The organism is Variovorax sp. P2_H12, assembly GCF_056403395.1.
In genome coordinates this window covers 113,847-140,000 of the sequence record NZ_JBFUFO010000022.1, presented here as the reverse complement: position 1 = coordinate 140,000, position 26,154 = coordinate 113,847, and the positions used below count along the sequence as shown (strand labels likewise).

The following is a 26,154-nucleotide window of genomic DNA, read 5'->3' as shown; positions in this document are numbered from 1 at the left end:
GCGAAAGCTCACTATATAGGCGAGCAGGCCCGCCTGGTCGATCGGGCGGCCGTTGTAGCGGATCTGCACGCTCCCCCAGTCGGGCTGGCCGGTCACCAGGCAATTGCTCTTGAGCAGCCGGCTGGTGAGCGTCTCGGTCACGGGCGGCTGCGTCAGGTCGCTGGTCAGCAGCTCGGGCGCCGGCTGGTACTGCGCGCATTCGATGTCGAGGCGGTCCAGATCGAGGCCGTCGAGCTCATGCACAGGCTCCTGGTCGAAGGCATCGGGTGCCAGCAGCTTCACGCCGATACCGGCCGAGCGGCCGCTGCCGCGCCATACGGCCTCGCCCAAGTCGGTGCGCAGGCGCTCCCGGACCGCCTGCGCATTCGCGAATACGGTGCTGTTGAAGCTGTTCAGATAGAGCTTGAAGGACTTGCTCTCGATGATGTTGGGCGTCTCGCAGGGAATCGTGAAATGGGCGATCGCCAGTTGCGGCTTGCCGCGCGCATTGAGCCAGCTCAATTCGAACGCGGTCCAGAGATCGGCGCCGAAGAAGGGCAGTTTGTCGCTCGCGATCCCCATGGCTTCGCGCTGCGTGGCGCGCGCGATCGGGAACAGCAGGCTGGCGTCGTACTGGTCGACATAGGCCGACACGCGGCCCAATTGCGACTGCTCCGGGGTGTTGTCTAGGCTCATGGGCGGCTCTTTGCGTTCTCAAGAAAAGGGAGGATGTGCTGCATGAGGATCTCGTTCACCGGGGGTGGCAGGTCGTGGCCCATGCCAGGAACCGCGACGAAGCGCGCGCCCGGAATGCGTTGTGCCGAGTCCCGGCCACAGGCGATCGGCACCAGCGGATCGGCTTCGCCATGCAGCACCAGTGCCGGACTGGCGATGCGCGGCAGCAGCTCGGCACGACCGCTGTCGGCGACGATCGCGAGCATCTGCCTCACCACGCCGGCCGGTCGGTAGGCGCGGTGCAGGGCGCGCCGGATCCGTTCGGCCACGACCTGGTCGTCCTGCGGATAGGCGGGGCTCTGGATCAGGCGCAGCATGCCCAGGCTGTGCGCCACCAGCGCCGCCTCGGTGCGGCTCGCCGGACGCCGCATCAAGGCCGCGGCGACGTCGGGACGCGGGCCCGGCAACTTGCGGGCGCCGCTCGAGCTCATGATGCTCACCAGGCTGGCGGTGCGCTGCGGCGCGCTGGCCGCCAGCCTCTGGGCGATCATTCCGCCCATCGACGCGCCGACCACGTGGGCGCGCGCGATGCCGAGCGCGTCGAGCACGCCGAGCGAGTCATCGGCCATGTCCTGCAGGCTGTACGCCGAACGCACCGGCAAGCCGATGCGCTGGCGCGCGCTCTGCCAGAGCAGGTTGCCGGCGCCGGCCTCGTCGAAGCCCTGGCTCAGCCCAATGTCGCGGTTGTCGTGGCGCACGACCCGGTAGCCGGCGTCGACCAGCGCCTGCACGAACTCGTCGGGCCAGGCCGATCAGCTGCATGCCGAGCCCCATGACGAGCAGCGCCACCGGCCGCCCTTCCCCACCGCTGTCTTCGACTTCGATCTGGATGCCGTTGGCTGTGATCTTCATCGCTCGAGTGTCAGATGAATTCGCGTTCGCGCAGCCACTTGGTCGCGACCCACTTCTCGCCGGCGAGCACAGGCGAGCCGCCGTGCAGGGTGCGGGTGGCCGGGTCCGGCCGGTCGTAGCTGAAGAAGACGCCGGTGCCACGTTTGGGCGCGACCTCGAGACCGACGTCGGGGAAGGTGGTGGCGCCGCCCTGCTCGGGCTCGTGCAAATACATCACGAGAGTGGCCACGCGCTGGCCGCCGCGCCGCAGGATGGTTGGCGTGCCGGGCTCGCCCGGGTCGAAATAGTCGTAGTGAGGGCGGTACTGGGCACCCGGCGAATAGCGCAGGATCTGCAAGCCCTCGCCGAACTCGACCGGCCATCGCAGCAGCGCCGCGATGCGCAGCTCGAGCCGCGCGACGATCGCGTTCTCGCCCCGTTCGAAGAACATGCCGTCGCTGGTTCGATCGACATTGAGGGCTTCGCCGCCGGTCTGCGTCTCGACCGTGAGCGACCGCGCGAGGCGCTGGCGCGCGGCGGCGATCAGGCTCTCGCATTCATCGTCGGAAAGCAGGTCGCCGAAGACGATCACCCGGGGCAGCCGCATCGTCTGGAGCACCTGGACGCGGCGATCGCCAGCGTCGACATAGAGCGGAGAGACCGACAGGTCGGGGCCGGGCATGCGGGTGGGCGGAGGCTCGACTGCGCCGCCACCCGCGGCTTGCATCTCGATGCCCTGCAGGGCGACATCGGCTGCGTCGTCGTGCCACCCCGCAGCCCGCATCGAGGCGCGCAGGCTCGGCACCGAATGACCGGCCGCGAGCTGGGCCGCGACCCACTCGCGCAATTCGGGGCTGACCGCCTGGCCCGATTTCATGGGGATTTCCTCCGGAACACCATCCGATCCGGCTTCGAAGCAACGGCGTCGAAGCCATAGCCCTCGAGGTCGAATTTTTCCAGCGCTCCGGGCGTGGCCGCCTTGTGCAGCACGGCCCAGCGCGCCATCAGGCCACGGGCCCGCTTGGCGAAGAAGCTGATGATCTTGTAGCGTCCCGGATCGCCCTTGGCGCCGCTGCCTGCCTTCCACTCCTCGAACACGCATTCGACCACGCGGGCCTTGAGAACGTCCTTGTCGACCGACTTGAAGTATTCCTGGGAAGCCAGGTTGATGACCACCGGCGTGCGGTCGGCCGCCAGCCGTTCGTTGAGATGCGGCGCGATGCGCGGGCCCCAGAACGCGTAGAGGTCCTTGCCCTGGCGGTTGGCGAGCTGCGTTCCCATCTCGAGCCGGTAGGGCTGCAGCAGGTCGAGCGGGCGCAGCACGCCGTAGAGCCCGCTCAGGATGCAGATGTGCTCCTGCGCCCAGGCGAGCTGTTTCTCGCTGAGGGACCTGGCATCGAGGCCGCCGTAGACGTCGCCGTCGAAGGCCAGCGCAGCCTGCTTCGCATTCTTCGCGCTGCCCTTGGAGGCCCACGCCGCGTAACGTGCGACGTTGAGCGCCGACAGTTTGTCCGACAGGTGCATGAGCTCGGCGATCTGTTGCGGCGATTTCTCGCGCAGGATCCCGATGAGTTCGGCCGCGGGACTCCTCGGCCCTTCGAATCGGGCTTGCGTGGCGGGCACCGCATCGGGCACCGGTGTCTCGTAGTCGAGCGATTTGGCGGGGGAAAGCAGGAACAGCATCGCCGAATTATCGGCCGCCCGCGCGAAAGGCCGCGGCCCGGTATAGAGTGCGCCTGCATTCCCAACCTCATTCGTCTGGAGACCCTCGATGAAGGCTGCTTCCCTCTTCCGAACCGGTGCCTTCGCGCTCGCCGCGGCCTGTGCCGGCGCTTCATTCTGGAGCCCGACCCCGGCCCTCGCCGCGGCACCGCTGGCCAAGGAACAGGCGCCCGGTTTCTACCGGCTGATGGTCGGCGACTTCCAGGTCACGGCGCTGTCGGACGGCACGGTCGCGTTGCCGGTGCACCAGTTGCTGACCCGCACGACGCCTGCCCAGGTGAAGAAGATCCTGGCCCGCTCCCATCTGGAAAGCCCGCTGGACACCTCGGTCAACGGCTACCTGATCAACACCGGCAGCAAGCTGGTGCTGGTGGACACCGGTGCCGCAAGCCTCTTCGGCCCGACCCTGGGCAAGCTGGTGGCGAACCTGAAGGCGGCCGGCTACCAGCCCGAGCAGGTCGACGAGGTCTACATCACCCACCTTCACCCGGACCACGTGGGCGGCCTGGTGGCCGGAGACAAGCCGGCGTTCCCGAATGCGACGGTGCGCGCCGACCAGCACGATGCCGACTTCTGGCTCAGCCAGGCCAACATGGACAAGGCGCCGGCCGACGCCAAAGGCTTCTTCCAGGGCGCGATGGCGTCGCTCAATCCGTACATCGCGGCCGGCAAGTTCAAGCCCTTCGACGGCAACACCGAGCTGGTTCCCGGCGTCCGGGCCCAGGCGGCCCGGGGCCACACCGCCGGACACACCGTCTTCGTCGCCGAGAGCAAGGGCCAGAAGATCGTGTTCTGGGGCGATCTGATGCACGTGGCGGCGGTGCAGTTCGAGAACCCCTCGGTGACGATCCAGTTCGACTCCGACTCCAAGGCCGCCGCCATCCAGCGCCGCAAGGCCTACGCGGACGCCGCCCGGCAGGGCTACCTGGTGGCAGGGGCGCACCTGTCGTTCCCCGGCATCGGCCGCCTGCGGGCCCAGGGCTCGGGCTACGTCTGGGTGCCGGTCAACTACGCGCCGCCCCAGTAAGCACGACGCTCGCGCAGTCGAATAAAATCCCCCCCACCTTCACCCCACGAGCGGCATCCTGCGGGATGCCGCTCGTCTTTGCAACGCCATGAGCGACACCCTGCCCCAACCCGGCCTCGAGAGCCTTTCCAAATCCTTCGAACCCGTTGCCATCGAGGCGCACTGGGGGCCCGAATGGGAGCGGCGCGGCTACGCGGCCGCCGGTTTCCGCGGCACGCAGCAGGCCAAGGAAGGCGCCGCCTCGTTCGCGATCCAGCTGCCGCCGCCGAACGTCACCGGCACGCTGCACATGGGCCATGCGTTCAATCAGACCATCATGGACAGCCTGGCGCGCTATCACCGCATGGCGGGCGACAACACGCTGTGGGTGCCGGGCACCGACCACGCAGGCATCGCGACCCAGATCGTCGTCGAGCGCCAGCTGCAGGAGCAGAAGATCAGCCGCCACGACCTGGGACGCAAGAACTTCGTGGCCCGGGTCTGGGAATGGAAGCAGCAGTCGGGCAACACCATCACCAACCAGATGCGCCGCATGGGCGACACGGTGGACTGGAGCCGCGAGTACTTCACGATGGACGAGAACCTGTCCAAGGTCGTGACCCAGACCTTCGTGCAACTGTATGAAGAAGGGCTGATCTACCGCGGCAAGCGGCTCGTGAACTGGGACCCGGTGCTCAAGACCGCGGTCAGCGACCTCGAAGTCGAGAGCGAGGAGGAGGACGGCTTTCTCTGGCACATCGCCTATCCGCTGGAAGACGGCTCGGGCACGCTCACGGTCGCGACCACGCGGCCCGAGACCATGCTGGGCGACACCGCGGTGATGGTCCACCCCGAGGACGAGCGCTACAAGCACCTGATCGGCCAGCACGTGAAGCTGCCGCTGGTCGACCGGCTGATCCCGGTGATTGCCGACGACTACGTCGACCGCGAGTTCGGCACCGGCGTGGTCAAGGTGACGCCGGCGCACGACCCGAACGACTATGCCGTGGGCCTGCGCCACGACCTGCCGCGCATCGGCGTACTGACGCTGGACGCCACGATCAACGACAACGCGCCCGAGAAGTACCGCGGGCTCGATCGCTTCGTGGCGCGCAAGGCGGTGGTGGCCGATCTCGAGGCGCTGGGCCTCCTGGTCGAAACCAAGAAGCACAAGCTGATGGTGCCGCGCTGCGCCCGCACCGGCGCCGTCGTCGAGCCGATGCTGACCGACCAGTGGTTCGTCGCCATGACCAAGCCCGATGCCAGCGGCCAGTCGATCGCCCAGAAGGCGATCGACGCGGTGCGCTCGGGCGAGGTGAGCTTCGTGCCCGAGAACTGGGTCAACACCTACAACCACTGGATGGAGAACATCCAGGACTGGACCATCTCGCGCCAGCTCTGGTGGGGTCACCAGATCCCGGCCTGGTACGACGCCGACGGCAAGGTCTACGTGGCGCGCAGCGAAGAGGAAGCGCAGGCCCAGGCGCCCGGCAAGACCCTGGTGCGCGACGAAGACGTGCTCGACACCTGGTATTCGTCGGCCCTGATCCCCTTCTCGTCGCTGGGCTGGCCCGAGAAGACCCAGGACCTCGATCTCTACCTGCCCTCGAGCGTGCTGGTCACCGGCTACGACATCATCTTCTTCTGGGTCGCCCGGATGATCATGATGACCAAGCACTTCACCGGCCGCGTGCCGTTCAAGCACGTCTACATCCACGGCCTGGTGCGCGATTCGCACGGCAAGAAGATGAGCAAGTCGGAAGGCAATGTGCTCGACCCGGTCGACCTGATCGACGGCATCGCGCTGCCCGAGCTGCTCGACAAGCGCACGCAGGGCCTGCGCAAGCCCGAGACGGCGCCGGCCGTGCGCAAGAACACGCAGAAGGAATTCCCGGACGGCATCCCGGCCTTCGGCGCCGACGCCCTGCGCTTCACCTTCGCCTCGCTGGCATCGCTGGGCCGCAGCATCAACTTCGACGCCAAGCGCTGCGAGGGCTACCGCAACTTCTGCAACAAGCTCTGGAATGCCACCCGCTTCGTGCTGATGAACTGCGAAGGCCAGGACTGCGGCTTGAGGGAGCACACCAAGGAAGAATGCGCGGTCGGCGGCCCGGCGCACGGCTACCTGAAGTTCAGCCAGGCCGATCGCTGGATCAGCTCGAAGCTGCAGCGCGTCGAGGCCGAGGTGACCAAGGGCTTCGAGGAGTACCGGCTCGACAACGTCGCCAATGCGATCTACCAGTTCGCCTGGGACGAGTTCTGCGACTGGTACCTGGAGATCGCCAAGGTCCAGATCCAGCAGGGCGACGACGCGCACAAGCGCGCCACGCGCCGCACGCTGATCCGCACGCTGGAGACCCTGCTGCGCCTGGCGCATCCGGTGATCCCCTTCATCACCGAGGAACTCTGGCAGAAGGTGGCGCCGGTCGCCGGCCGCGAGGGCGAGTCGGTGATGATCGCCGCCTACCCGAAGAGCCAGCCCGAGAAGATCGACGAGGCGGCCGAGGCCCACGTGGCCCGGCTCAAGTCGCTGGTCGACGCCTGCCGCACGCTGCGCGGCGAAATGAACGTCTCGCCCGCCACCCGCATGCCGCTCTACGCGGTCGCTGACGACGCCGCGAGCGGCGTCTTCCTGCGCGACGCGGCGCCGGTACTCCAGGCCTTGGCCAAGCTCAAGGAAGTGAAGGTGTTCGACGACGCGGCGGCCTGGTCGGCCGCGGCCGAGGCAGCACCGGTGGCAGTGGTCGGCGACGTGCGCATCTGCCTGCATATGGAAATCGACAAGGCCGCGGAAAAGATCCGGATCGGCAAGGAGCTTGCGCGCATCGAAGGCGAAATCGTCAAGGTGAATGCCAAACTCGGCAACGAGGCCTTCGTCGCCAAGGCGCCTCCCGCTGTGATCGAGCAGGAGCGCAAACGGCTCGCGGACTTCAGTGCCACGCTCGATCGGCTGCGCGACCAGCTTGTGCGCCTCGGCTGACAGACGGGTGGCTGCAACGGCCTTTAGTATTCGGGTCGGCGCCTCGCGGCGCCGGCCATCCCCTTTCTTCCTTCTGATCTGACGAAAGCCCATGTCCCACACCTCGACGCGCATTCGCAAGGCCGTGTTTCCCGTAGCAGGCTTTGGCACCCGATTCCTGCCGGCCACCAAGGCGCAGCCCAAGGAAATGCTGCCCGTGGTGGACAAACCCCTGATCCAGTACGCGGTCGAAGAAGCCTATGCCGCGGGCATCCGCGACATGATCTTCGTCACCGGGCGCAACAAGCGTGCGATCGAGGATCACTACGACACCGCCTACGAGCTCGAATCGCAGCTCGAGGCCAGCGGCAAGACGGAATTGCTCAACATCGCACGCTCGGTGATGCCCGACGACATGACCTGCTCCTATGTGCGCCAGCCGCGCATGCTGGGCCTGGGCCATGCCGTGCTATGCGCCGAGCACCTGGTGGGCAACGAACCCTTCGCGGTGCTGCTGGCCGATGACCTGATGGTCGGCCCGGCCGGCGGCGAGCCGGTGCTGGCGCAAATGACGCGGGTCTTCGGCCAACTGGGCGGCTCCCTGCTGGCCGTGCAGGAAGTGCCCCTGGAACACGTCAGGCGCTACGGCGTCGTCGCCGGCGAGACGATCGACAACGGTCTGGTCAAGATCAGTCGCATGGTGGAGAAGCCGAAGCCCGAGGATGCGCCTTCGCGCCTGGGCGTCGCCGGCCGCTACATCCTCACGCCGGGCGTGTTCGCCGAGATCCGCAACCAGCCGAAGGGCGCGGGCGGCGAGATCCAGCTGACCGACGGCATCGCCGCGCTGCTCAAGAAGGAATCGGTGTACGCCTATGCCTACGCGGGCACGCGCTACGACTGCGGCAGCAAGGAAGGATTCCTGCAGGCAACGGTCGAACTGGCCCTGGCGCACCCCGAGGTGGGCGGAGCGTTCCGCGACTACCTCAAGAGCCTGGCACTTTAGGCGAACCGATCAGGGGCTCCAGGAAGCGGACGACCTCCGCATCGCTGATCGGGGTCAGGTTCAGGTCGAACGCCTCGTTCAGACGTGCGACCAGGGCCTGCGCCCACAGGGTATTCCACACGATGCCTGCGTGGGCGTCCGCGAGCAGGGCATGGTGCGCTTCGTTTCCCGACGTGTTGGTCACGCGCAGACTCGGCCCGATCGCAACTGTCTTGTAGGCGGGTTTTCCTGAGTCGTCGCGCGCTCCCCAGTTCGCCTTGAACCATTCGAGGTCGTCGAAATATGCGACCCCCGGAGCGTCGGCCGCCAGGCGGCGGACCGCCGCGTTGAACCCTTCGAGCGCAGCGTTGATGTTCGCGCTTTCGGCCGCCGACTGCCATCGGTCGGCATAGGCCGGATCGTCGGCCTCATTCACGAGCCCGACCAGCAGGATGCGCGTCGTCGGATGCGACGCATGAATCAGCGCCACGGTCCGACCGAACTCCTCGGCACAGTAAGCCGCCGTTGCACGCACCTCGGGCGCCGCCGGATCGCGCGCCTGGAGATCGAGCTGCCCGATCCAGTCGCCGAGCCCCATCCGGACCACCACCACGCCGTGCCTCCAGCGCTCCGGCTCCTGATCCATCAACTCGACCAGGCGCCTGGCCTGTCGCTGGCGGCCAGTCAGAAGATCGGCGCAGACTGAACCTGAGTACGCGAAGTTGTAGCGATAGTCTTCCTTCCTCGGCCACCGGCCACGCTCCAGGCCCAGCCATTCGCGCAACTTCGCCACCGTGGAGTGCCGCCCCCAGACACCCCATGGCCCCTGGTCCAGCTCCTGCATGCGCAATCGCCCCAGCACCTCGGTCCACTGGAAAGTGCTCGGGCGCAACTCACCGCCTCGGTCGGGGGAAGAGGCAGGAAAGCCAACGCGATCTTGGTAGGCGTGGCTGTTGGAATCGCCGAGGACCGCGAGGGAGACGGTGCCAGCAGATGCGGTGGTGCTGTCGACGTTCAAAGCCACTCCATCGCTCCACTCCATCAAGGCCCACGCGGCGGCCAGTCCCACCAACGCAACCGCCACGACGGCGATGCGAAATCCCGGCTTCATGGCGACTGCGCTTCAGCGGCGGCGCAGCACGTGGATGAAATCGCTGCCGACCGTCTGCTGGTCGACCAGGTCGTTGCCCGTCTGGCGGGCGAACGCCTGGAAATCGCGCACCGAACCCGGATCCGTGGACACCACCTGCAGCAACTCGCCGCTGTGCATTTCGTTGAGCGACTTCTTGGCCTTCAGGATGGGCAAGGGGCAATTGAGGCCGCGGGTGTCGAGCTCTTTGTGGATGTGCATGGCCGTTCCTTGAAACTGCGACGATTTTAGGAGGCTGGCCTCGGCCACTCGATGAATTCGGGCTCATGCCCCCGCGTACGCAGCCAGTCGGCGAGCGCGTAGCCGGTACCTGCGGGCCAGCACCTGAGCGCGGGCAGGTCGTAGAGACGATAGTCCACCAGCTCGGGCGAGAGCCGGACCTCGCCATCGGCGACCGCGTGATAGGCGATGATGACCTGGTTCATGCGCTTGAAGTCATAGGCCCCGACCAGATTCAGCTCGCTCGCGTCGAGGTTGGTCTCTTCCTTGATCTCGCGCGCGATGCCCTCTTGCGGCGTCTCGCCGGCCTCCATGAACCCGGTGATCAGCGCATACATCTTGTGCGGCCAGGCGGCATTGCGTGCCAGCAGCACCTGCCCGCGGTACTCGATGATGGCGGCCAGCACCGGCGTCGGGTTGTTCCAGTGCGTCCAGCCGCATGCCGGACAACGCAAGCGCGACTTCGGGCCTCCATCCTCGGCGAGTTCGATGTGGGCCAGCGGCGTGGCGCAGTCGGGACAGAACTTGGGTTCGGGCATGTTTCTTCTCAGGTTTTCGCCGCGCGATCGCGCAGCGCGCATATCACGCCGGAAAGACGCCGGTCGACAGGTAGCGGTCGCCGCGGTCGCACACGACGAAGACGATGGTCGCGTTCTCGACCGTCCTGGCGATCTCGAGGGCCACCCACAGCGCGCCGGCGGCCGAGATGCCGCCGAAGATGCCCTCCTCGCGGGCCAGCCGGCGGCACATCTCCTCGGCGTTGTCCTGGCTCACGTTGACCACCTGGTCGACCCGGCTCGGGTCGTAGATCTTGGGCAGGTATTCCTGCGGCCACTTGCGGATGCCCGGGATGCGCGAACCTTCGTCGGGCTGCGCACCGATGATGCGCACCGCCGGATTCTTTTCCTTCAGGAACTGCGAGACGCCGGTGATGGTGCCGGTGGTGCCCATCGCGCTCACGAAGTGAGTGATGCGTCCGCCCGTGTCGGCCCAGATCTCGGGGCCGGTGGTCTCGTAGTGGATGCGTGGATTGTCCGGATTGGCGAACTGGTCGAGCACCCGCCCCTTGCCTTGCTGCACCATCTGCTCGGCCAGGTCGCGCGCGTACTCCATGCCGCCGCTCTTCGGAGTCAGCATCAATTCGGCGCCGAAGGCCTTCATGGTCTGGGCCCGCTCGACCGACAGGTCCTCCGGCATGATCAGCACCATGCGGTAGCCCTTGATGGCCGCGGCCATCGCGAGGGCGATGCCGGTGTTGCCGGAGGTCGCTTCGATCAGGGTGTCGCCGGGCTTGATCTCGCCGCGCTCCTCGGCGCGCTTGATCATCGACAGGGCGGGCCGGTCCTTGACCGAACCGGCGGGATTGTTGCCTTCGAGCTTGCCAAGGATCACATTGCCGCGCTGCGCGTTGGCTGCCGCATCGATGCGCTGCAGCGCGACCAGCGGCGTCTTCCCAATCGCGTCTTCAATCGTCGGATATTGCATGGGCCCACTGTGCCATAATTTTGGGCTTCCTTCCTCCCGTGCCCGGGTGGTGAAATTGGTAGACGCAGGGGACTCAAAATCCCCCGCCGCAAGGCGTGCCGGTTCGATTCCGGCCCCGGGCACCATCGCTTTCCAGCGAAGCAGTGCTCCGCGTGATGCCCTCAACCCGAGGCGGCAAGCCAGGCAGCGACGGGCCCGCCATGCACATGCAGGACGCGCACCATACTCAGCAGGCCGGCTCAAGGTGCACCACGGCGGCCGGCTGGGCGGAGATCGCTGTCGTCGCGGCCGCCAGAGCCTGGGTCAAGTCGGCGGTCAAGTCGTCAACGTCTTCGAGCCCGGCATGGATGCGGACCAGTGGCCCCTGCAAATGCCAGGGACGGGCATTCCGGCGGGGGCGATCCATCGGAAGCGCCAGGCTTTCATAGCCCCCCCACGACAGACCGATACCGAACAGCTGCAAAGCGTCAAAGAAGGCAGCCAGGGCAGTGCGATCCATGGGACGCAGCGCAATGGAGAACAGGCCGCTGGCGCCGGTGAAATCGCGCTTCCACAAGGCATGGCCCGGGTCGCTCGGCAAGGCCGGGTGCATGACCTGCTCCACCAGCGGATGCTGGGCCAGAAATTGTGCCAGCCGCAGGCCCGTGGCCCCGTGTTGCTGCATGCGCAGGGCCAAGGTGCGAAAGCCGCGCAGCGCCAGGAAGATGTCATCCGGCCCGATGGTCTGGCCGAAGTCCTGCACCCCCCTTTGCAGCAGGGGCCAGGCGCGCTCGTTCGCAGTGGCCACACCCAGGATCGCATCCGAATGGCCCACCATGTACTTGGTGCCGGCCTGCACGGACACGTCCACGCCATGCCCGAAGGGCTTGAAGAACAGCGGCGTTGCCCAGGTGTTGTCCATGACCACATAGGCCCCGACCTTGTGCGCCTGGGCAGCGATGGCGGGTACGTCCTGCATCTCGAAGGTGCCAGAACCGGGCGCCTCGACAAACACGACTCGCGTGTTGGGGCGCAGCAGGTCGGCGATGCCCGCACCGATCAGGGGATCGTAGAACTCGGCGGTGATGCCGAAGCGGCTCAGCACCTTCTCGGCAAAGGCGCGCGTGGGCCCGTAGACACTGTCGCATACCAGCACGTGGTCGCCGGTGCGCACCAGCGCCAGGATGGCGTGGGTGCACGCGGCCAGCCCCGACGGCAGCACGATGGAGCGGTAGCCTCCTTCTGCGTGCGCGACCAGTTCTTCGAGCGCCGCCGTGGTCGGCGTGCCGAAACGGCCGTAGGAAGCGTAGGCGTTCTCCGGTGTCTTGCGGCTCTCCCATTCCTGCAAGGTCGAAGAGACGATGGTCGAGCCCCGATAGACCGGCGTATTGACCATGCCGTAGTGCAAGGAGGGCCGGCGGGCCGTGTGGGCCAGAAGGGTGGACGGTTGAAGCGCGTGAGGCATGGGCCAGCAAGGAAGCGTTGAGTTGCTATCCAGTTTAGAAAAGACGACCCGAAAAAAGCATACAATTTTTCCAAGAAATCGGGATCCCTGGAGAAGGATCAAACTACTAAACGTTAGATTATGAGAATGATTTTCCCATGGATCGCATTGACAAGCAGATTCTGGAACACCTGCAGCGGGATGCCACCATCTCCCTGCAGCAGCTCAGCGAGGCGGTGCACCTCTCCACCACGCCATGCTGGCGGCGCGTGCAACGGCTCGAACGGGAGGGCTACATCCTGCGCAAGGTCACCTTGCTTTCCCCACAGAAGCTCAATGTCGGGGTGACCGTTTTCGTCTCCATTCGCACCACGCAGCACGATGACCGATGGATGCAGAAGCTCTGCAAGGTCGTGGCCGGCATCCCGGAGATCGTGGAGTTCTACCGCATGAGCGGCGACATCGACTACCTGTTGCGCGTCGTGGTGCCCGACGTCAGCGGCTATGACGCGGTGTACAAGCGGCTGGTGGGAGCCATCGAGCTTTCAGGCGTCTCATCCAGCTTCGCCATGGAGCAGATCAAGTGCACGACCGCCCTGCCGCTGGACTACATCTAGGCTCAGCGCAGTTCGCACCGAAGCAGACCGAGTTCGCACGCCTTCGGCCAAGCTCCGGAGCAAGCACAGGATCGAGCGTGACCCGGCCTGGCGGCGGGAGGCATCAGGCCGGCGCCTCGATGCGCGCGCCCGCGCTGCGATCGCGCGTCACCCAGTTGAAGAGCGGCGTCGCCATCAGCGTCGTGAAGATCGCCATCAGCACCAGGATCGAAAACAGGCCCGGCAGGATCACGCCGGCCTGCAGGCCGATGTTGATGATGATGAGCTCCATCAGGCCGCGCGCATTCATCAGCGAGCCGATCGCGAGCGCATCGCGCTGGTTTTCCCCGGCCACCCGGGCCGCGGCCCAGCAGGCGATGCCCTTGCCGCAGAACGAGGCTGCCAGGATGGCCATGGCGCCAAGCAGGATGCCGGGCTCGAACAGCACCGCCAGCCGGGTGTTGAGGCCCGAATAGGTGAAGAACATCGGCAGCAGGAAGATGACGACGAAGGGCTGGAGCTGCTCGCGCAGCTTCTCGGTCAGGGCGCCGCGCGGCAGCACCGCGCCGAGCAGGAAGCCGCCGAAGACCGCATGGATGCCGATCGCATCCATCGCGAAGGCGCTCAGGCAGAACAGCACCAGCACGACCGCCAGCAGCGAGCTGCTCAGGGGCGCGTCCGGTCGGACGTGCCGCGCCAGCCGCTTGAGCAGCCGGGAACCGATGAACACCATGAAGAGCGCGTAGCCCACCCCGCCACCGATCGCGGCATAGGCACCGCCCCACGAGCCGCCGAAGCTCGCCAGCACGACCGCCAGGATGCACCAGGCGGCCGCATCGTCGACCGCGCCCGCCGTCAATGCCAGTGTGCCGAGCGAGGTGCCTGCGAGACCCCGCTCGTGGATGATGCGCGCCAGCATCGGAAAGGCGGTGATGGCGATGGCCGCCCCGAGGAACAGCGCCGCCTCCAGCGGCTTGGCGCGGGCCGAGAACAGGCCCGGAATCTCGTGCAGCCATGGCGTCAGCGCAAAGGCGAGCACGAACGGCACCAGGATGCCGGCTGCGGACACCGAGGCGGCGCTTCGAAAACGGCTCTTGAAATGGTCGGCGCGGAACTCGGTGCCGACCAGGAACATGTACAAGCCCACCCCGAGCTGGCCCCCGACGTAGAGCATGCCCAGGGTCTCCTTGGGAAACAGGGCGCGCTGCAACTCGGGCAGGAAAAGTCCGAACAGCGAAGGGCCGAGCATCACGCCGGCGATCATCTCGCCCACGACCTGGGGCTGTCCAATCCGGCGCGCCAGGCGGCCGACGAGTTGACAGACCGCGATGATGAGCGCGACCTGCAGGAAGAAATAGACGGAGAGCTGGGTAACTGGCATGCGCCGATTTTGCCGGCCCGCGTTTCGCGCAACGGCTGCCGGATATTTCAGCCGCCCGACAGCAGCCCCGCGGCCACCGTCGGATAGCGCAGCCGCACGCGCAGCTCGCGCTTCAATCGCGTGTTGTCGAGCCGCCGCGATTCGCCCATGAAGCTCAGGAGCGACAAAGGCAGTTGCGCCTGCGCCTCGTGGCGCGCGATGCGCGGCGGCAGCGGCAGGCCGTACAGCCTGGCCGCGAGCTCGATGTAGTCGCCCATCTTGATCTCGCTGTCGTCGCTGGCGTGGAACACGCGCTGCGAGCCGCCGCGCCACAGCGCCGCCACGCAGGCGCGGGCCAGGTCGTCGGCGTGGATGTGGTTGGTATAGACATCGTCCTCGGCGCGCAGCACCGGCGTGCCCCGCCGCAAGCGCTCGCGCGGCGTGCCACCCTCGCGGTCGGGCGCATAGATGCCGGGAATGCGCAGGATGCGCGTGGCGACGCCGGCACGTCCGAGCCAACGCACCGTGCGCTCGGCATCGACGCGGCGGTGCGCGCGCGGCGTATCGGGCCGCACCGCACGCGTCTCTGCGATCAGGGCGCCGCCGCAATCGCCGTAGACTCCGCTGGTCGAGCCGTAGACGAGGGCCGAGGGCAGCGAGCGCAGCCGCAAGGCACGCGCCAGCGCCAGGCTGCGCGCATCGCGCCACCATCGTGCGCCCTCCTCCACGCGGGCCGGCGGGGCCAGATGGAGCACCCGGGTAGCGAGGCCCGAAAGCCGCCGCAGCGACGCCGGCCGGTCCAGATCCGCGACGATCGGCGTGATGCCGGCCTGCCGCAGCAGGGGCACCCGGGCGAGCGAAGAGGTCAGCGCGATCAGCTGCACGCGGCCCCGCAGCAGCCGGGCCGCCCGCAGCCCGACGTCGCCGCAACCGACCACGAGCACGCGTTCGCGCCGGAAGCGCGAGGGCCTCGCACCGAGGGGGCTGTTGATTGAGGGCAAAATCCGTTCTCCCTTTTGAGCAGAGAACGAAGAATACCCATGACCAGCGCAGCGCCGAGCGAAGCGGGCTTTCAGATCACGGTCGAACCCAGCGGGCGCCATTTCACGGCCCTGGCCGACGAGACCATCCTCGCCGCCGGCATCCGCCAGGGCATTGGCCTTCCCTATGGCTGCAAGGACGGCGCCTGCGGCTCCTGCAAGTGCAAGAAGCTGTCGGGCAAGGTCACCCTGGGCCCGCACCAGAGCAAGGCGCTGAGCGCCGAGGAACAGCTGGCCGGCTACGTGCTGACCTGCTGCGCACGGGCGGAAAGCGACGTGGTGCTCGAATCGCGCCAGGTCAGCGAGGCCGGCGCCTTCCCGATCCGCAAGATGCCGGTGCGGGTGCTGGCGCTCTCGAAACAGTCGCACGACGTGGTCCTGCTGCGCCTGCAGCTGCCCGCCGGGGAGCCACTGCAGTTCCATGCCGGACAGTACGTGGAGTTCATCCTGCGCGACGGCACACGGCGCAGCTACTCGATGGCCAATGCGCCGCACACGCTGCAGCAGGCAGGCACCGGGCTCGAGCTGCACATCCGGCACCTGCCGGGCGGCAAGTTCACCGACCACGTCTTCGGCGACATGAAGGAAAAGGAAATCCTGCGCATCGAGGGCCCCTACGGCAGCTTCTTCCTGCGCGAGGATTCCGACAAACCGCTGGTGCTGCTGGCGTCGGGCACCGGCTTCGCGCCGATCAAGGCGCTGCTGGAGCACATGAAATTCAAGGGCATCGAACGTCCGGCGACCCTGTACTGGGGCGGCCGGCGGCCGGAGGATCTGTACATGGACGACTGGGTGCGCACGCAACTGCAGCAGATGCCCAACCTGCGCTACGTGCCCGTGGTCTCCAACGCGGTGCCCGAGGACGACTGGCGCGGCCGAACCGGATTCGTGCACTGCGCAGTCCTGGAGGACTTCGACGACCTGTCGGGCTACCAGGTCTATGCCTGCGGCGCGCCGGTGGTGGTCGATGCCGCGAAGCACGACTATGTCGCGCAGCGCGGCCTGCCGGAAGACGAGTTCTATGCCGACGCATTCACCACCGAGGCCGACAAGGCCCTGCCCTGAGACACACGCGATGGAATCCATGAAAGCCAGACACTTCCTGCTGACCCTCCTGTCGGCCGCCACCCTGCTGGCCACCGGCCAGGCGAGCGCCCAACAGCGGCCGATCCGGCTGATCGTGCCCTATGCCGCGGGAGGGCCGATCGACGTCACGGCGCGGGTGCTGGCCGAGCGCGTCAAGGACTCGCTGGGCACCGTCATCATCGACAACAAGCCCGGCGCCGGCGGCAACATCGGTGCCGACGCGGTGGCCAAGGCCGCTCCCGACGGCCTGACGATCGGCATCGCGGCCACCGCCACCAACGCGGTCAATCCCTGGCTCTACGCCAGGATGCCCTTCAACGCCGCCACCGACTTCGCGCCGGTGACGCAGATGGTGCGGGTGCCCAACGTGCTGGTCATGAATGCCGAGACCGCGCAGCGCCTGAAGATCAACACGCTGGCCGACCTGATCGCCTACGCCAAGGCCAATCCGGCCAAGCTCAACTACGGCAGCGGCGGCAACGGCAGCGCCGGCCACCTGGCGGGCGAATTGTTCAAGAAGGAAGCGGGCATCTTCGCGGTGCACATTCCCTACAACGGCGGCAACCCGGCGCAGCTTGCGCTGCTGTCGGGTCAGGTCGACTTCAACTTCGACAACCTGGCGACCGCAGCGCCGAACATCCGCTCCGGCAAGCTGAAGGCGATCGCGGTCACGACCGCGCAGCGCAGCAGCGCGCTGCCGGAGGTACCGACGGTGGCCGCCACGCTGAAGGGCTTCTCGATCGACACCTGGTGGGGTCTGGTGGCACCGGCCGGCACGCCGCCCGAGGTGGTCGCCAAGCTCAACCACGCCTTCGTCGCCGCACTCGAATCGCCGGAGACCAAGACCCGCTTCGCATCACTGCTGGCCGAACCGGTGGCCAGCACGCCCGATCAGTTCGGCGCCTTCATGAAGAGCGAACTGGCCAAGTACGAAAAGGTCGTCAAGGCCACCGGCGCAAAGGTCGACTGATCAGCCGCCCGCGGCCGGCGCAGCCAGGCCCGTTGGTGAAACACCGTGGAACCGGCTTTGCCGGGCCACCGGTGTTGCCCCCGGTAGGGGGTGGGCGCCCGGACACGAAGTGCCGGGCAACCTGGGGGCGAGCAACTATTCCCCAAGGTACGCAGCGCGTACCTTGGGGTCGCTGAGCATGATCTTGGCGTCGCCGCTCATGGTGATCAGGCCCGACTCCATCACGTAGCCGCGATCGGCCAGCTGCAGCGCGCGGCTGGCGTTCTGCTCGACCAGCAGCACGGTGACGCCCTGGTCGTAGACCTGCTTCACGACCTCGAAGATCTTGTCGACCATGATCGGCGACAGGCCCATCGACGGCTCGTCCAGCAGCAGCACCTTGGGGCGCGCCATCAGCGCGCGGCCCATCGCGAGCATCTGCTGCTCGCCGCCCGACATCGTGCCGGCCAGTTGCGTGGCCCGCTCCTTCAGGCGCGGGAAGGTCGCGAAGACGCGGTCGATGTCCTTCGCGATCTCGGCCTTGTCCTTGCGGATATAGGCGCCGATCTGCAGGTTCTCGGTGATCGTCATGCGGGTGAACACGCCGCGGCCCTCGGGAACCATCACCAGGCCTTCGCCGACCAGGTCCCAGGCGCCGCGCCCCTTGATGCTCTTGCCGAGAAACTCGATCTCGCCGCCGAGGAAAGGCAGCGTTCCCGTGATGGCCTTCATCGTGGTCGTCTTGCCCGCGCCGTTGGAGCCGATCAGCGACACCAGCTCGCCCTCGCGGACCTCGAAGTCGATGCCCTTGACGGCCTGGATGCCGCCGTACGCGACCTTCACGCCGCTCACTTTAAGTAGAGTCTGTGCCATCTAGTGCCCTCCCGTGCCGAGGTAGGCCTCGATCACTTTTTCATTTCTCTGCACGTCCGCCGGCGTGCCCTCGGCGATCTGCTTGCCGTAGTCGAGCACGGTCACGCGATCGCACAGGCCCATCACCAGCTTCACGTCGTGCTCGATCAGCAAGATGGTGCGGTTGTCCTTGCGGATGCGGTCGATCAGCTCGCGCAGCATCACCTTCTCGGTCGCATTCATGCCGGCGGCCGGCTCGTCGAGCGCGATCAGCTGCGGATCGGTCGCAAGCGCGCGGGCGATCTCCAGCCGCCGCTGGTCGCCGTACGACAGCGTGCGAGCCTTGTAGTCGGCGAACTTGCCGATGCCGACGTACTCGAGCAGCTCGTGCGCGCGCTCGGCGATCGCGGCCTCCTCGGCCTTGAACCCCGGGGGGCGGAAGATCGCGCCGAAGACGCCCGAGTGCGTGCGCACGTGCCGCCCGACCATCACGTTCTCGAGCGCAGTCATTTCGGCGAAGAGGCGGATGTTCTGGAAGGTGCGCGCGATGCCCGCCTTGGCGACTTCGTGGACCGCGGTCGGCTGATAGGGCTTGCCGGCCAGTTCGAAGCTGCCGCTGTCGGGCGAGTAGAGCCCGGTGATGACGTTGAAGAAGGTGGTCTTGCCGGCGCCGTTGGGGCCGATCAGCCCGTAGACCTGGCCGCGCAGGATCTTGATGCCGACATCGGAGAGGGCCTGCAGGCCGCCGAAGCGCTTGGAAATGCCGCGGACGTCGAGGATGGTTTCAGTCATGTTGCGCCCCTGACTCACGGATTGATCGACATCGGGCGCGAGGCGGCGCCGGGCACTTCATCGGCCGGCGTCTCGATGCCGGGCGCTGCCGCCGGCATGCCCGAGGCCGGCGGCACGCCCCTGCGTGCCAGCGACTTGCCATGCTCCGGCGACGGCCAGAGGCCGCGCGGACGGACCAGCATGATGATGATCATCGCCAGCGCGATGAAGAGCTGGCGCAGGATCGAGGCGTCGAGCCGGCCGCCGGTCATCGACTGCAGCGGAGCGGCGACGTAGCGCAACACCTCGGGCAGCGCGGACAGCAGGATCGCCCCCAGGATCACGCCCGGCAGGTGCCCGATGCCGCCCAGCACCACCATCGAGACGATCATCACCGACTCCATCAGGCTGAAGGACTCGGGCGACACGAAACCCTGGAACGACGCGAACATCGCGCCGGACACACCGCCGAAGCTGGCACCCATGGCGAAGGCCAGCAGCTTCATGTTGCGGGTGTTGATGCCCATCGCCTTGGCGGCGATCTCGTCCTCGCGGATCGCCATCCAGGCCCGGCCGATGCGCGAGAGCTGCAGTCGGTGCGAAATGATGATGGTGAAGATCACGAACATCAGGAACAGGTAGTAGTACAGCGTGACCGACGAGATCGTGAAGCCGTCGAACTTGAGCGCCTTGCCCAGGTTGAGGCCCCAGAAGTGCACCGGATCGATCGCCGTGATGCCCTTGGGACCGTTGGTGATGTTGACCGGATGGTCCAGGTTGTTCAGGAACACGCGGATGATCTCGCCGAAGCCGAGCGTCACGATCGCGAGATAGTCGCCGCGCAGCTTGAGCGTCGGCGCGCCCAGCAGCGCGCCGAACAGGCCGGCCACGAGCAGCGCCAGCGGCACCACCACCACCAGCGACACGTGCAGCCCGTTCGGGAACATCGCCTTGATGGCCGGGAAGGTGTCGGTGAGGTGCGGCGATCCCAGCAGCGCGAACAGGTAGGCGCCGATGGCGAAGAAGGCCACGTAGCCCAGGTCGAGCAGGCCGGCATAGCCCACCACGATGTTGAGGCCGAGCGCCAGCATCACGTAGAGCAGCGCGATGTCGGCGATCCGCACCCAGGCATTGCCCTGGGTCTGCAGCAACAGCGGCAGCGCGAGCACCAGCACCGCGCCGACCACGTACAGGAAGAGGTTCTTGCTGTTCTTCATGGCGTCCTCCTCAGGCCCGGTCCGCCACGCGCTCGCCGAGCAGGCCGGAGGGCCGCAGCGTGAGCATGATGATCAGCACGATGAAGGCGAAGATGTCGCTGTAGTGGCTGCCCAGCACATCGCCCGTGAGCGCGCCGATGTAGCCCGAGCCGATGGCCTCGATCAGCCCCAGCAGGATGCCGCCGACCACCGCCCCGGCAAGATTGCCGATGCCGCCGAACACCGCCGCCGTGAAGGCCTTGAGGCCGGGAATGAAGCCCATCGCATGCTGCGCGATGCCGTAGTTGGAGGCATACATCACGCCGGCCACCGCCGCCAGCACGGCGCCGATGATGAACGTGGCCGAGATCACCATGTCAGGGCGGATGCCCATCAGCGCGGCGACCCGCGGGTTCTCGGCGGTGGCGCGCATCGCGCGGCCCAGCTTGGTGTAGTTGACCAGCCAGGTGAGGATCGCGAGGCAGATCGCCGTCACGCTGAGGATCATCACCTGGGTCGGCGAGATCACCGCGTCGCCGATGTGGATCGGGGTGGTCGACAGCAGGTTCGGATACGCCTTGTTGGTCGGCTTCCAGATGATCATCGCCAGCGTCTGCAGCAGGATCGACATGCCGATCGCCGTGATCAGCGGCGCCAGCTTGGGGCTGTTGCGCAGCGGCCGGTAGGCCACCTTCTCGATCACGAAGTTGAGCGTGGCGGCGACCACGCAGGCGATCAGCAGGGCGATCAGCAGGATCAGCCAGCCCGGCGTGCCGGGCATCGACTCCTGCATGAGTCCGATGATGCTCCAGCTGGTCAGTGCCCCGACCATCAGCACTTCCCCGTGCGCGAAATTGATGAGATTGATGATGCCGTACACCATGGTGTAGCCCAAGGCTATCAAGGCGTACATGCTGCCGAGAACCAGACCGTTGATGATCTGCTGCAGCAAGATGTCCATACGAAATTCCCTTTTTATATCGACGCCCTCGAGAGGCGCCCGGCCGGCCCTGCGCACTGATCAAGCGCTGGGGCTCCCTTAGCAAAAAACCCGCCAACATGTGACGACGGCGGGTTTGTGGCGGGATTGTAGTGACGCCAGATCGCCGTTCCAGCGCGTATTCGACGGGGTTTTCCCGCTGGCGGATCGCCAAGCAGGTGGGCCGTGCAAGGGAGTACCGATGCGGCTGCAGCTGCGTATCAGCGGCTGGCGTCCTGGTTGCGTTTTCGCAATTCGCGAAGTTTTTCCGCAATGCGGATTTCGAGGCCGCGCTCCACCGGACGGTAGAACGCAGGCGGATCGACGCCCTCGGGCAGGTAGCTCTCGCCGGCCGCGAAACCGCCCTCCTCGTCGTGCGCGTAGCGGTAGCCCTTGCCGTAGTCGAGCTGCTTCATGAGCTTGGTCGGCGCATTGCGCAGGTGCATCGGGACCGGCCGCGTGCCGTCCGACTGGATGAAGGCCTTGACCTCGTTGTAGGCCTTGTAGACCGCGTTGGACTTCGGCGCCACCGCGAGATAGACCACGCATTGGGCCAGCGCCAGCTCGCCTTCGGGTGTCCCGAGCCGCTCATAGACCTCGGCGGCATCGAGCGCCAGGCGCAGCGCACGCGGATCGGCCAGGCCGATGTCCTCGCTCGCCATGCGCACCAGCCGGCGCGCCATGTAGCGCGGATCGGCGCCGCCGTCGAGCATTCGGACGAACCAGTAGAGCGCCGCATCCGGATCGCTGCCGCGCACCGACTTGTGCAGGGCGGAGATGGTGTCGTAGAACTGCTCGCCGCCCTTGTCGTAGCGCCGCAGCCGCTCGCCGAGCACCCGCAGCAGCCATTCGTCCGTGAGGGTGTCGAGCTTCTCGGCGCGGGCCGCCACCGCCAGCGTCTCGAGCGTATTGAGCAGGCGCCTGGCGTCGCCATCGGCATAGGCCACCAGGCGATCGACGGCCTCGGCGTCGATCGCCGGCACCGCCTGGATGCCCTGCGCCCGCTCCACGATCTTCTTGAGATCGGCCTCGCCCAGCGGCTGCAGCACATACACCGCGGCCCGCGACAGCAGCGCCGAATTGACCTCGAAGGACGGGTTCTCGGTGGTCGCGCCGATGAAGGTGAACAGGCCCGACTCCACGTGCGGCAGGAAGGCATCCTGCTGGCTCTTGTTGAAGCGGTGCACCTCGTCGACGAAGACGATGGTTCGGCGCTGCTCGAGTCCGTCGCGTGCCGAGGTGGCGCGTTCGACCGCGTCGCGGATGTCCTTCACGCCGCCGAGCACCGCGCTGATGCTCAGGAACTGGGCATCGAAGGCATCGGCCATCAGTCGCGCGATGGTCGTCTTTCCGGTGCCGGGCGGGCCCCAGAGGATGCACGAATGCGGCTGGCCGGATTCGAAGGCGATGCGCAACGGCATGCCTGGGCCCAGCAGGTGCTGCTGGCCGATCACCTCGCCCAGGGTGCGCGGGCGAAGTCGTTCAGCGAGAGGTTGGTGGGTGGAGGTGGCCATCCGCGGCCGGCACTACTGGCGGATCACGTCGGCGCCGCTCGGCACCTTGAACTGGAAGGTCCCGGCCGGCAGCGGCGGATTGACCTCGACCTTGCCGAACTTCAGCGCCGAGCGCTGACCGAAGCTGTCCAGGATCTCGAGCGCGGACAGCGCGTCGCCCTGGAAGCCGATCTGCACGCTCTGCAGCTGGCCGTCCTTGCTCTTCGGCGTCGCCTTGACCCATTGCAGCCCGTCGCGCTCGGGGGCGGCCTCGAGCGCGAAATCGGCCTGCAGCGCGCGCAGGTCGGGCGCGGCGGCGATCAGGGCGGCGGGCGTGGACCCGAGCGCCTGCGCCTGCTTGCGCTGCGTGACCTGGTTCAGGTCGGCGTCATAGAGCCACAGCGTGTCGCCGTCGGCGACGATGCTCTGGACAAAGGGCTTCTTGTAGTCGAACCTGAATTTGCCCGGCCGCTGGAACTCGAAGCTGCCGGTCGAGACCTTGGGGCGCGATTCCTGGCCCTCCTTGGGCGGCGCCGTCACGGTCTGCGTGAATTCCGCGCGGCCGGACTTGACCGTCTTCACGAAAGCCTCGAGGCTTTCCATGCCACCGGCCCAGGTACCGCCCGCCACCGCCGCCAGCAAGGCGCCTGCAATCAATTTCTTCATCAACATTCAGTTCCTTCAAGGCCGACAAAACCGGGCCGGTCAGGGGCCCGGCCGGCGAAGCCAGGCCCGTGGGTGAAACACCGCGGAACTGGCTTTGCCAGGCCGCTGGTGTTGCCCCCGGTAGGGGGTGGGCGCCCGACACGCAGTGCGGGCAACCTGGGGGCGAGCTTATTCCGTCCTTGCGGGCACCAGGATCTCGCGCTGGCCGCTGCCGCTCATCGCGCTCACCAGGCCGGCGTTCTCCATGTCCTCGACCAGCCGGGCGGCGCGGTTGTAGCCGATCTTCAAATGGCGCTGCACCAGCGAGATGCTGGCCTTGCGGTGCTTGAGCACGACTTCGACCGCCTGGTCGTACATCGGGTCCTTCTCGCCGCCGTCGCTGCCGCCCTCTCCCAGCACATCGCCGTCGCCGTCGACCGTGCCGCCTTCGAGCACGCCCTCGATGTAGTCCGGTTCACCCTGCGACTTCAGGTAGGCCACGACGCGGTGGACTTCCTCATCGCTCACGAAGGCACCGTGCACGCGCACCGGCAGGCCGGTGCCGCTCGGCATGTAGAGCATGTCGCCCATGCCCAGCAACGCCTCGGCGCCCATCTGGTCGAGGATGGTGCGCGAGTCGATCTTGCTCGACACCTGGAAGGCGATGCGGGTCGGGATATTGGCCTTGATCAGGCCGGTGATCACGTCCACGCTGGGCCGCTGCGTCGCCAGGATCAGGTGGATGCCGGCTGCGCGCGCCTTCTGCGCCAGCCGGGCGATCAGTTCCTCGATCTTCTTGCCGACCACCATCATCAGGTCGGCCAGCTCGTCGATCACGACCACGATGTGCGGTTCGCGCGCGAGCGGCTCGGGGCTGTCGGGTGTCAGGCTGAAGGGGTTGTAGATGAACTCCTCGCGCGCCTTCGCCTCGTCGATCTTGACGTTGTAGCCGGCCAGGTTGCGCACCCCCAGCTTGCTCATGAGCTTGTAGCGGCGCTCCATCTCGGCCACGCACCAGTTGAGGCCGTGGGCCGCCTGCCGCATGTCGGTCACGACCGGCGCCAGCAGGTGCGGAATGCCTTCGTAGACCGACATCTCGAGCATCTTCGGGTCGATCATCAGCAGGCGCACATCGCGCGCCTCGGCCTTGTACAACAGGCTCAGGATCATCGCGTTGATGCCGACCGACTTGCCCGAACCGGTGGTTCCGGCCACCAGCACGTGCGGCATCTTGGCGAGGTCGGCCACCACCGGATTGCCGATGATGTCCTTGCCCAGGCCCATCGTGAGCATCGACTTGCCCTCGTTGTAGACCTGCGAGCCCAGGATTTCGCTGAGCCTGATCGACTGCCGCTTCGCGTTCGGCAACTCGAGCGCCATGAAGTTCTTGCCGGGAATGGTCTCGACCACGCGGATCGACACCAGGGAGAGCGAGCGCGCCAGGTCCTTCGCGAGGCCGACGATCTGCGAGCCCTTGACGCCGGTGGCCGGCTCGATCTCGTAGCGGGTGATCACCGGGCCCGGCGAGGCCAGCACCACGCGCACCTCGACGCCGAAGTCCTTGAGCTTCTTCTCGATCATGCGCGAGGTCATCTCGAGCGTGTCGGGCGAGACGGTTTCCTGGCGTGCCTGCGCGGCGTCGAGCAGATCGACTTGCGGCAGCTTGCTGTCGGGCAGCTCGCGGAACAGCGGCTTCTGGCGCTCCTTGGCCACCCGGTCGCTCTTGGGCACTTCGGCCAGCGCCGGCTCGATCTGCACCGGCGGCGAGGGCGCGCGGCGCTTGAGCCGCGGAATGATGCGCAGTTCCTCGTCGGGCGCCTCGGGCTCGAGACCCGGGTCGACGGCGGACAGCTCTTCGCGCTCGCGCACCGCCTGCTTGCCCATCGCGATGTCCTGGGCGATCTCGCGCTTTTCGCGCCGCGACTCGAACAGCGAATACAGGCGCGTTCCGATGCGCTCGGCGATCTGGCCCCAGGAGAAGCGAAACACCAGCGCCGAGCCGATCACGCCAGCGGCGATCGCGATCAGCGCCGAGCCGGTGAAGCCCATCCACTTGACGCTCGCCGGCCCGACCAGGTAGCCGAGCACGCCGCCGCCGTGCCCCGGCAGGCGGAACTCGAGCCGGTAGAGGCGCGACCATTCGAGCATCGCGCTCGCGCAAAGCAGCAGGATCAGGCCGAACCAGAAGGCGAGACGGCTGCGGTTGAAGGGGCCGCGCGGCGGCTGCTCGCCCGGGGCTTCCTCGCCGCCACGCATCCAGCCGGCCAGGGAGGACAGCCAGACGCGCAGCCCGGCCGCCAGGCACCACCAGACCGAGTAGCCGGCCAGGAAGTAGCTCGCGTCGGCCAGCCAGGCGCCGATGCGGCCGCCCCAGTTCTTGACCTCGCCACCGGTGCCCGACGTCGACCAGGCGGCGTCCGAGGGCGTGAAGCTCAGCATCGCGAGCAGCCAGAACAAGAGCACCACGAAACCCGCGATCAGGGTGATCTCGTGCGCGAAACGCATCGCGCGCAGCCGCACCGGCTGCGCCTCGCCGGCCGAGGCATTTTGAAGGGTATTGAGCGAATAAGTCATGAAAGGCACGCCGTCCAGCCCGCGATGGCGGGCAGGCTCGGAAAAACTACAACGAAAACGCCCGCGGCCGCGTTGTCAGGGCCGGCGACGTGGTGGCCGGCGCGCTGCGGCGCCGCCGGCCT

Annotated in this window: 23 protein-coding genes, 1 tRNA gene and 1 pseudogene (1 of these 25 cut by a window edge); 7 read left to right on the top strand and 18 right to left on the bottom strand. The window is 67.1% G+C overall.

Annotation, left to right across the window (positions count from 1 at the left end; all coding sequences use genetic code 11):
* From queF to yaaA, 4 genes and pseudogenes are all read right to left on the bottom strand, one after another.
* On the bottom strand, window positions 1-675 hold the 5' portion of the coding sequence (queF, locus tag AC1DYK_RS17390; RefSeq protein ID WP_478167453.1) for an NADPH-dependent 7-cyano-7-deazaguanine reductase QueF. Its footprint begins 183 nt before the window's first position; 675 of the gene's 858 nt are visible here — the first part of the coding sequence; its start codon is at window positions 673-675; its stop codon lies beyond the left edge, outside the window.
* Window positions 672-1,566 (bottom strand): annotated as a pseudogene (locus AC1DYK_RS17385) (alpha/beta fold hydrolase). Before AC1DYK_RS17385 ends, queF begins: the two are co-directional and overlap by 4 nt.
* Window positions 1,567-1,576: 10 nt before the next feature.
* A complete protein-coding gene (locus tag AC1DYK_RS17380) occupies window positions 1,577-2,422 on the bottom strand; it encodes a 2OG-Fe(II) oxygenase (RefSeq protein WP_478167452.1) in 846 nt (281 codons plus the stop codon).
* Entirely contained in the window at window positions 2,419-3,228 is an 810-nt protein-coding gene (gene yaaA, locus AC1DYK_RS17375) for a peroxide stress protein YaaA (RefSeq protein WP_478091691.1), read from the bottom strand. The genes AC1DYK_RS17380 and yaaA overlap by 4 nt, the downstream gene beginning before the upstream one ends.
* Before the next feature lie 88 nt (window positions 3,229-3,316).
* On the opposite strand from yaaA, the gene AC1DYK_RS17370 reads away from it, so the two are divergent.
* The 3 genes from AC1DYK_RS17370 to galU all read left to right on the top strand — a co-directional run bounded on the left by AC1DYK_RS17370 (window position 3,317) and on the right by galU (window position 8,235).
* Window positions 3,317-4,294 (top strand): MBL fold metallo-hydrolase, encoded by a 978-nt coding sequence (locus tag AC1DYK_RS17370; protein WP_478167451.1) that lies wholly within the window; start codon window positions 3,317-3,319, stop codon window positions 4,292-4,294.
* 88 nt (window positions 4,295-4,382) lie between these two features.
* Window positions 4,383-7,253: a valine--tRNA ligase gene (locus AC1DYK_RS17365; protein WP_478167450.1), complete on the top strand. Its 2,871-nt coding sequence runs from the start codon at window positions 4,383-4,385 to the stop codon at window positions 7,251-7,253.
* 91 nt (window positions 7,254-7,344) lie between these two features.
* A complete protein-coding gene (gene galU / locus AC1DYK_RS17360) occupies window positions 7,345-8,235 on the top strand; it encodes a UTP--glucose-1-phosphate uridylyltransferase GalU (protein WP_478167449.1) in 891 nt (296 codons plus the stop codon).
* Here the strand turns inward: galU and AC1DYK_RS17355 are convergent.
* From AC1DYK_RS17355 to cysM, 4 genes are read right to left on the bottom strand one after another with little or no spacing between them, the layout of a single operon-like run.
* Window positions 8,216-9,325, bottom strand: coding sequence for an SGNH/GDSL hydrolase family protein (locus AC1DYK_RS17355; RefSeq protein WP_478167448.1), 1,110 nt, complete (start codon window positions 9,323-9,325; stop codon window positions 8,216-8,218). The genes galU and AC1DYK_RS17355 overlap by 20 nt on opposite strands.
* A gap of 12 nt (window positions 9,326-9,337) precedes the next feature.
* Window positions 9,338-9,565, bottom strand: a complete 228-nt coding sequence (locus AC1DYK_RS17350; RefSeq protein ID WP_442285749.1) for a sulfurtransferase TusA family protein — start codon at window positions 9,563-9,565, stop codon at window positions 9,338-9,340.
* Window positions 9,566-9,591: 26 nt separating this feature from the next.
* A complete protein-coding gene (locus AC1DYK_RS17345; RefSeq protein WP_442285750.1) occupies window positions 9,592-10,122 on the bottom strand; it encodes an NUDIX domain-containing protein in 531 nt (176 codons plus the stop codon).
* 43 nt (window positions 10,123-10,165) lie between these two features.
* Window positions 10,166-11,068: a cysteine synthase CysM gene (gene cysM / locus AC1DYK_RS17340; RefSeq protein ID WP_478167447.1), complete on the bottom strand. Its 903-nt coding sequence runs from the start codon at window positions 11,066-11,068 to the stop codon at window positions 10,166-10,168.
* 40 nt (window positions 11,069-11,108) lie between these two features.
* On the opposite strand from cysM, the gene AC1DYK_RS17335 reads away from it, so the two are divergent.
* Window positions 11,109-11,193, top strand: a tRNA-Leu gene (locus tag AC1DYK_RS17335).
* 101 nt (window positions 11,194-11,294) lie between these two features.
* Here the strand turns inward: AC1DYK_RS17335 and metC are convergent.
* On the bottom strand, window positions 11,295-12,512 hold the full coding sequence (gene metC, locus AC1DYK_RS17330; protein ID WP_478167531.1) for a cystathionine beta-lyase: 1,218 nt from the start codon (window positions 12,510-12,512) through the stop codon (window positions 11,295-11,297).
* A gap of 137 nt (window positions 12,513-12,649) precedes the next feature.
* On the opposite strand from metC, the gene AC1DYK_RS17325 reads away from it, so the two are divergent.
* Window positions 12,650-13,108, top strand: coding sequence for an Lrp/AsnC family transcriptional regulator (locus tag AC1DYK_RS17325; RefSeq protein ID WP_478167446.1), 459 nt, complete (start codon window positions 12,650-12,652; stop codon window positions 13,106-13,108).
* 103 nt (window positions 13,109-13,211) lie between these two features.
* Here the strand turns inward: AC1DYK_RS17325 and AC1DYK_RS17320 are convergent, their stop codons facing one another.
* On the bottom strand, window positions 13,212-14,468 hold the full coding sequence (locus AC1DYK_RS17320; protein ID WP_478167445.1) for a cation:proton antiporter: 1,257 nt from the start codon (window positions 14,466-14,468) through the stop codon (window positions 13,212-13,214).
* A 47-nt stretch (window positions 14,469-14,515) separates the two neighbouring features.
* Window positions 14,516-15,448: an NAD-dependent epimerase/dehydratase family protein gene (locus tag AC1DYK_RS17315; protein WP_478167444.1), complete on the bottom strand. Its 933-nt coding sequence runs from the start codon at window positions 15,446-15,448 to the stop codon at window positions 14,516-14,518.
* Between the two features lie 39 nt (window positions 15,449-15,487).
* Between AC1DYK_RS17315 and AC1DYK_RS17310 the strand changes: the two genes are divergently transcribed.
* Both AC1DYK_RS17310 and AC1DYK_RS17305 read left to right on the top strand, forming a co-directional pair.
* Window positions 15,488-16,552: a CDP-6-deoxy-delta-3,4-glucoseen reductase gene (locus AC1DYK_RS17310; RefSeq protein ID WP_478167443.1), complete on the top strand. Its 1,065-nt coding sequence runs from the start codon at window positions 15,488-15,490 to the stop codon at window positions 16,550-16,552.
* Between the two features lie 19 nt (window positions 16,553-16,571).
* Complete coding sequence (locus tag AC1DYK_RS17305) at window positions 16,572-17,543, top strand: Bug family tripartite tricarboxylate transporter substrate binding protein (protein WP_478158559.1); 972 nt, start codon at window positions 16,572-16,574, stop codon at window positions 17,541-17,543.
* A 135-nt stretch (window positions 17,544-17,678) separates the two neighbouring features.
* On the opposite strand, the gene AC1DYK_RS17300 is transcribed toward AC1DYK_RS17305, so the two are convergent.
* The 7 genes from AC1DYK_RS17300 to AC1DYK_RS17270 form a co-directional block, all read right to left on the bottom strand.
* On the bottom strand, window positions 17,679-18,395 hold the full coding sequence (locus AC1DYK_RS17300) for an ABC transporter ATP-binding protein (RefSeq protein ID WP_478095081.1): 717 nt from the start codon (window positions 18,393-18,395) through the stop codon (window positions 17,679-17,681).
* Complete coding sequence (locus AC1DYK_RS17295; protein WP_478158549.1) at window positions 18,396-19,166, bottom strand: ABC transporter ATP-binding protein; 771 nt, start codon at window positions 19,164-19,166, stop codon at window positions 18,396-18,398.
* A gap of 14 nt (window positions 19,167-19,180) precedes the next feature.
* Window positions 19,181-20,362, bottom strand: a complete 1,182-nt coding sequence (locus tag AC1DYK_RS17290) for a branched-chain amino acid ABC transporter permease (RefSeq protein WP_478167442.1) — start codon at window positions 20,360-20,362, stop codon at window positions 19,181-19,183.
* A 10-nt stretch (window positions 20,363-20,372) separates the two neighbouring features.
* Window positions 20,373-21,302 carry a branched-chain amino acid ABC transporter permease gene (locus AC1DYK_RS17285; protein ID WP_478167441.1) on the bottom strand — a complete coding sequence of 310 codons (930 nt, stop codon included), beginning with the start codon at window positions 21,300-21,302 and terminating at the stop codon, window positions 20,373-20,375.
* A gap of 239 nt (window positions 21,303-21,541) precedes the next feature.
* Window positions 21,542-22,834: a replication-associated recombination protein A gene (locus AC1DYK_RS17280; protein ID WP_478094161.1), complete on the bottom strand. Its 1,293-nt coding sequence runs from the start codon at window positions 22,832-22,834 to the stop codon at window positions 21,542-21,544.
* 12 nt (window positions 22,835-22,846) lie between these two features.
* On the bottom strand, window positions 22,847-23,479 hold the full coding sequence (gene lolA, locus AC1DYK_RS17275; RefSeq protein ID WP_478094163.1) for an outer membrane lipoprotein periplasmic chaperone LolA: 633 nt from the start codon (window positions 23,477-23,479) through the stop codon (window positions 22,847-22,849).
* Between the two features lie 168 nt (window positions 23,480-23,647).
* Window positions 23,648-26,032: a DNA translocase FtsK gene (locus AC1DYK_RS17270; RefSeq protein ID WP_478167440.1), complete on the bottom strand. Its 2,385-nt coding sequence runs from the start codon at window positions 26,030-26,032 to the stop codon at window positions 23,648-23,650.
* Between the last annotated feature and the right edge of the window lie 122 nt (window positions 26,033-26,154).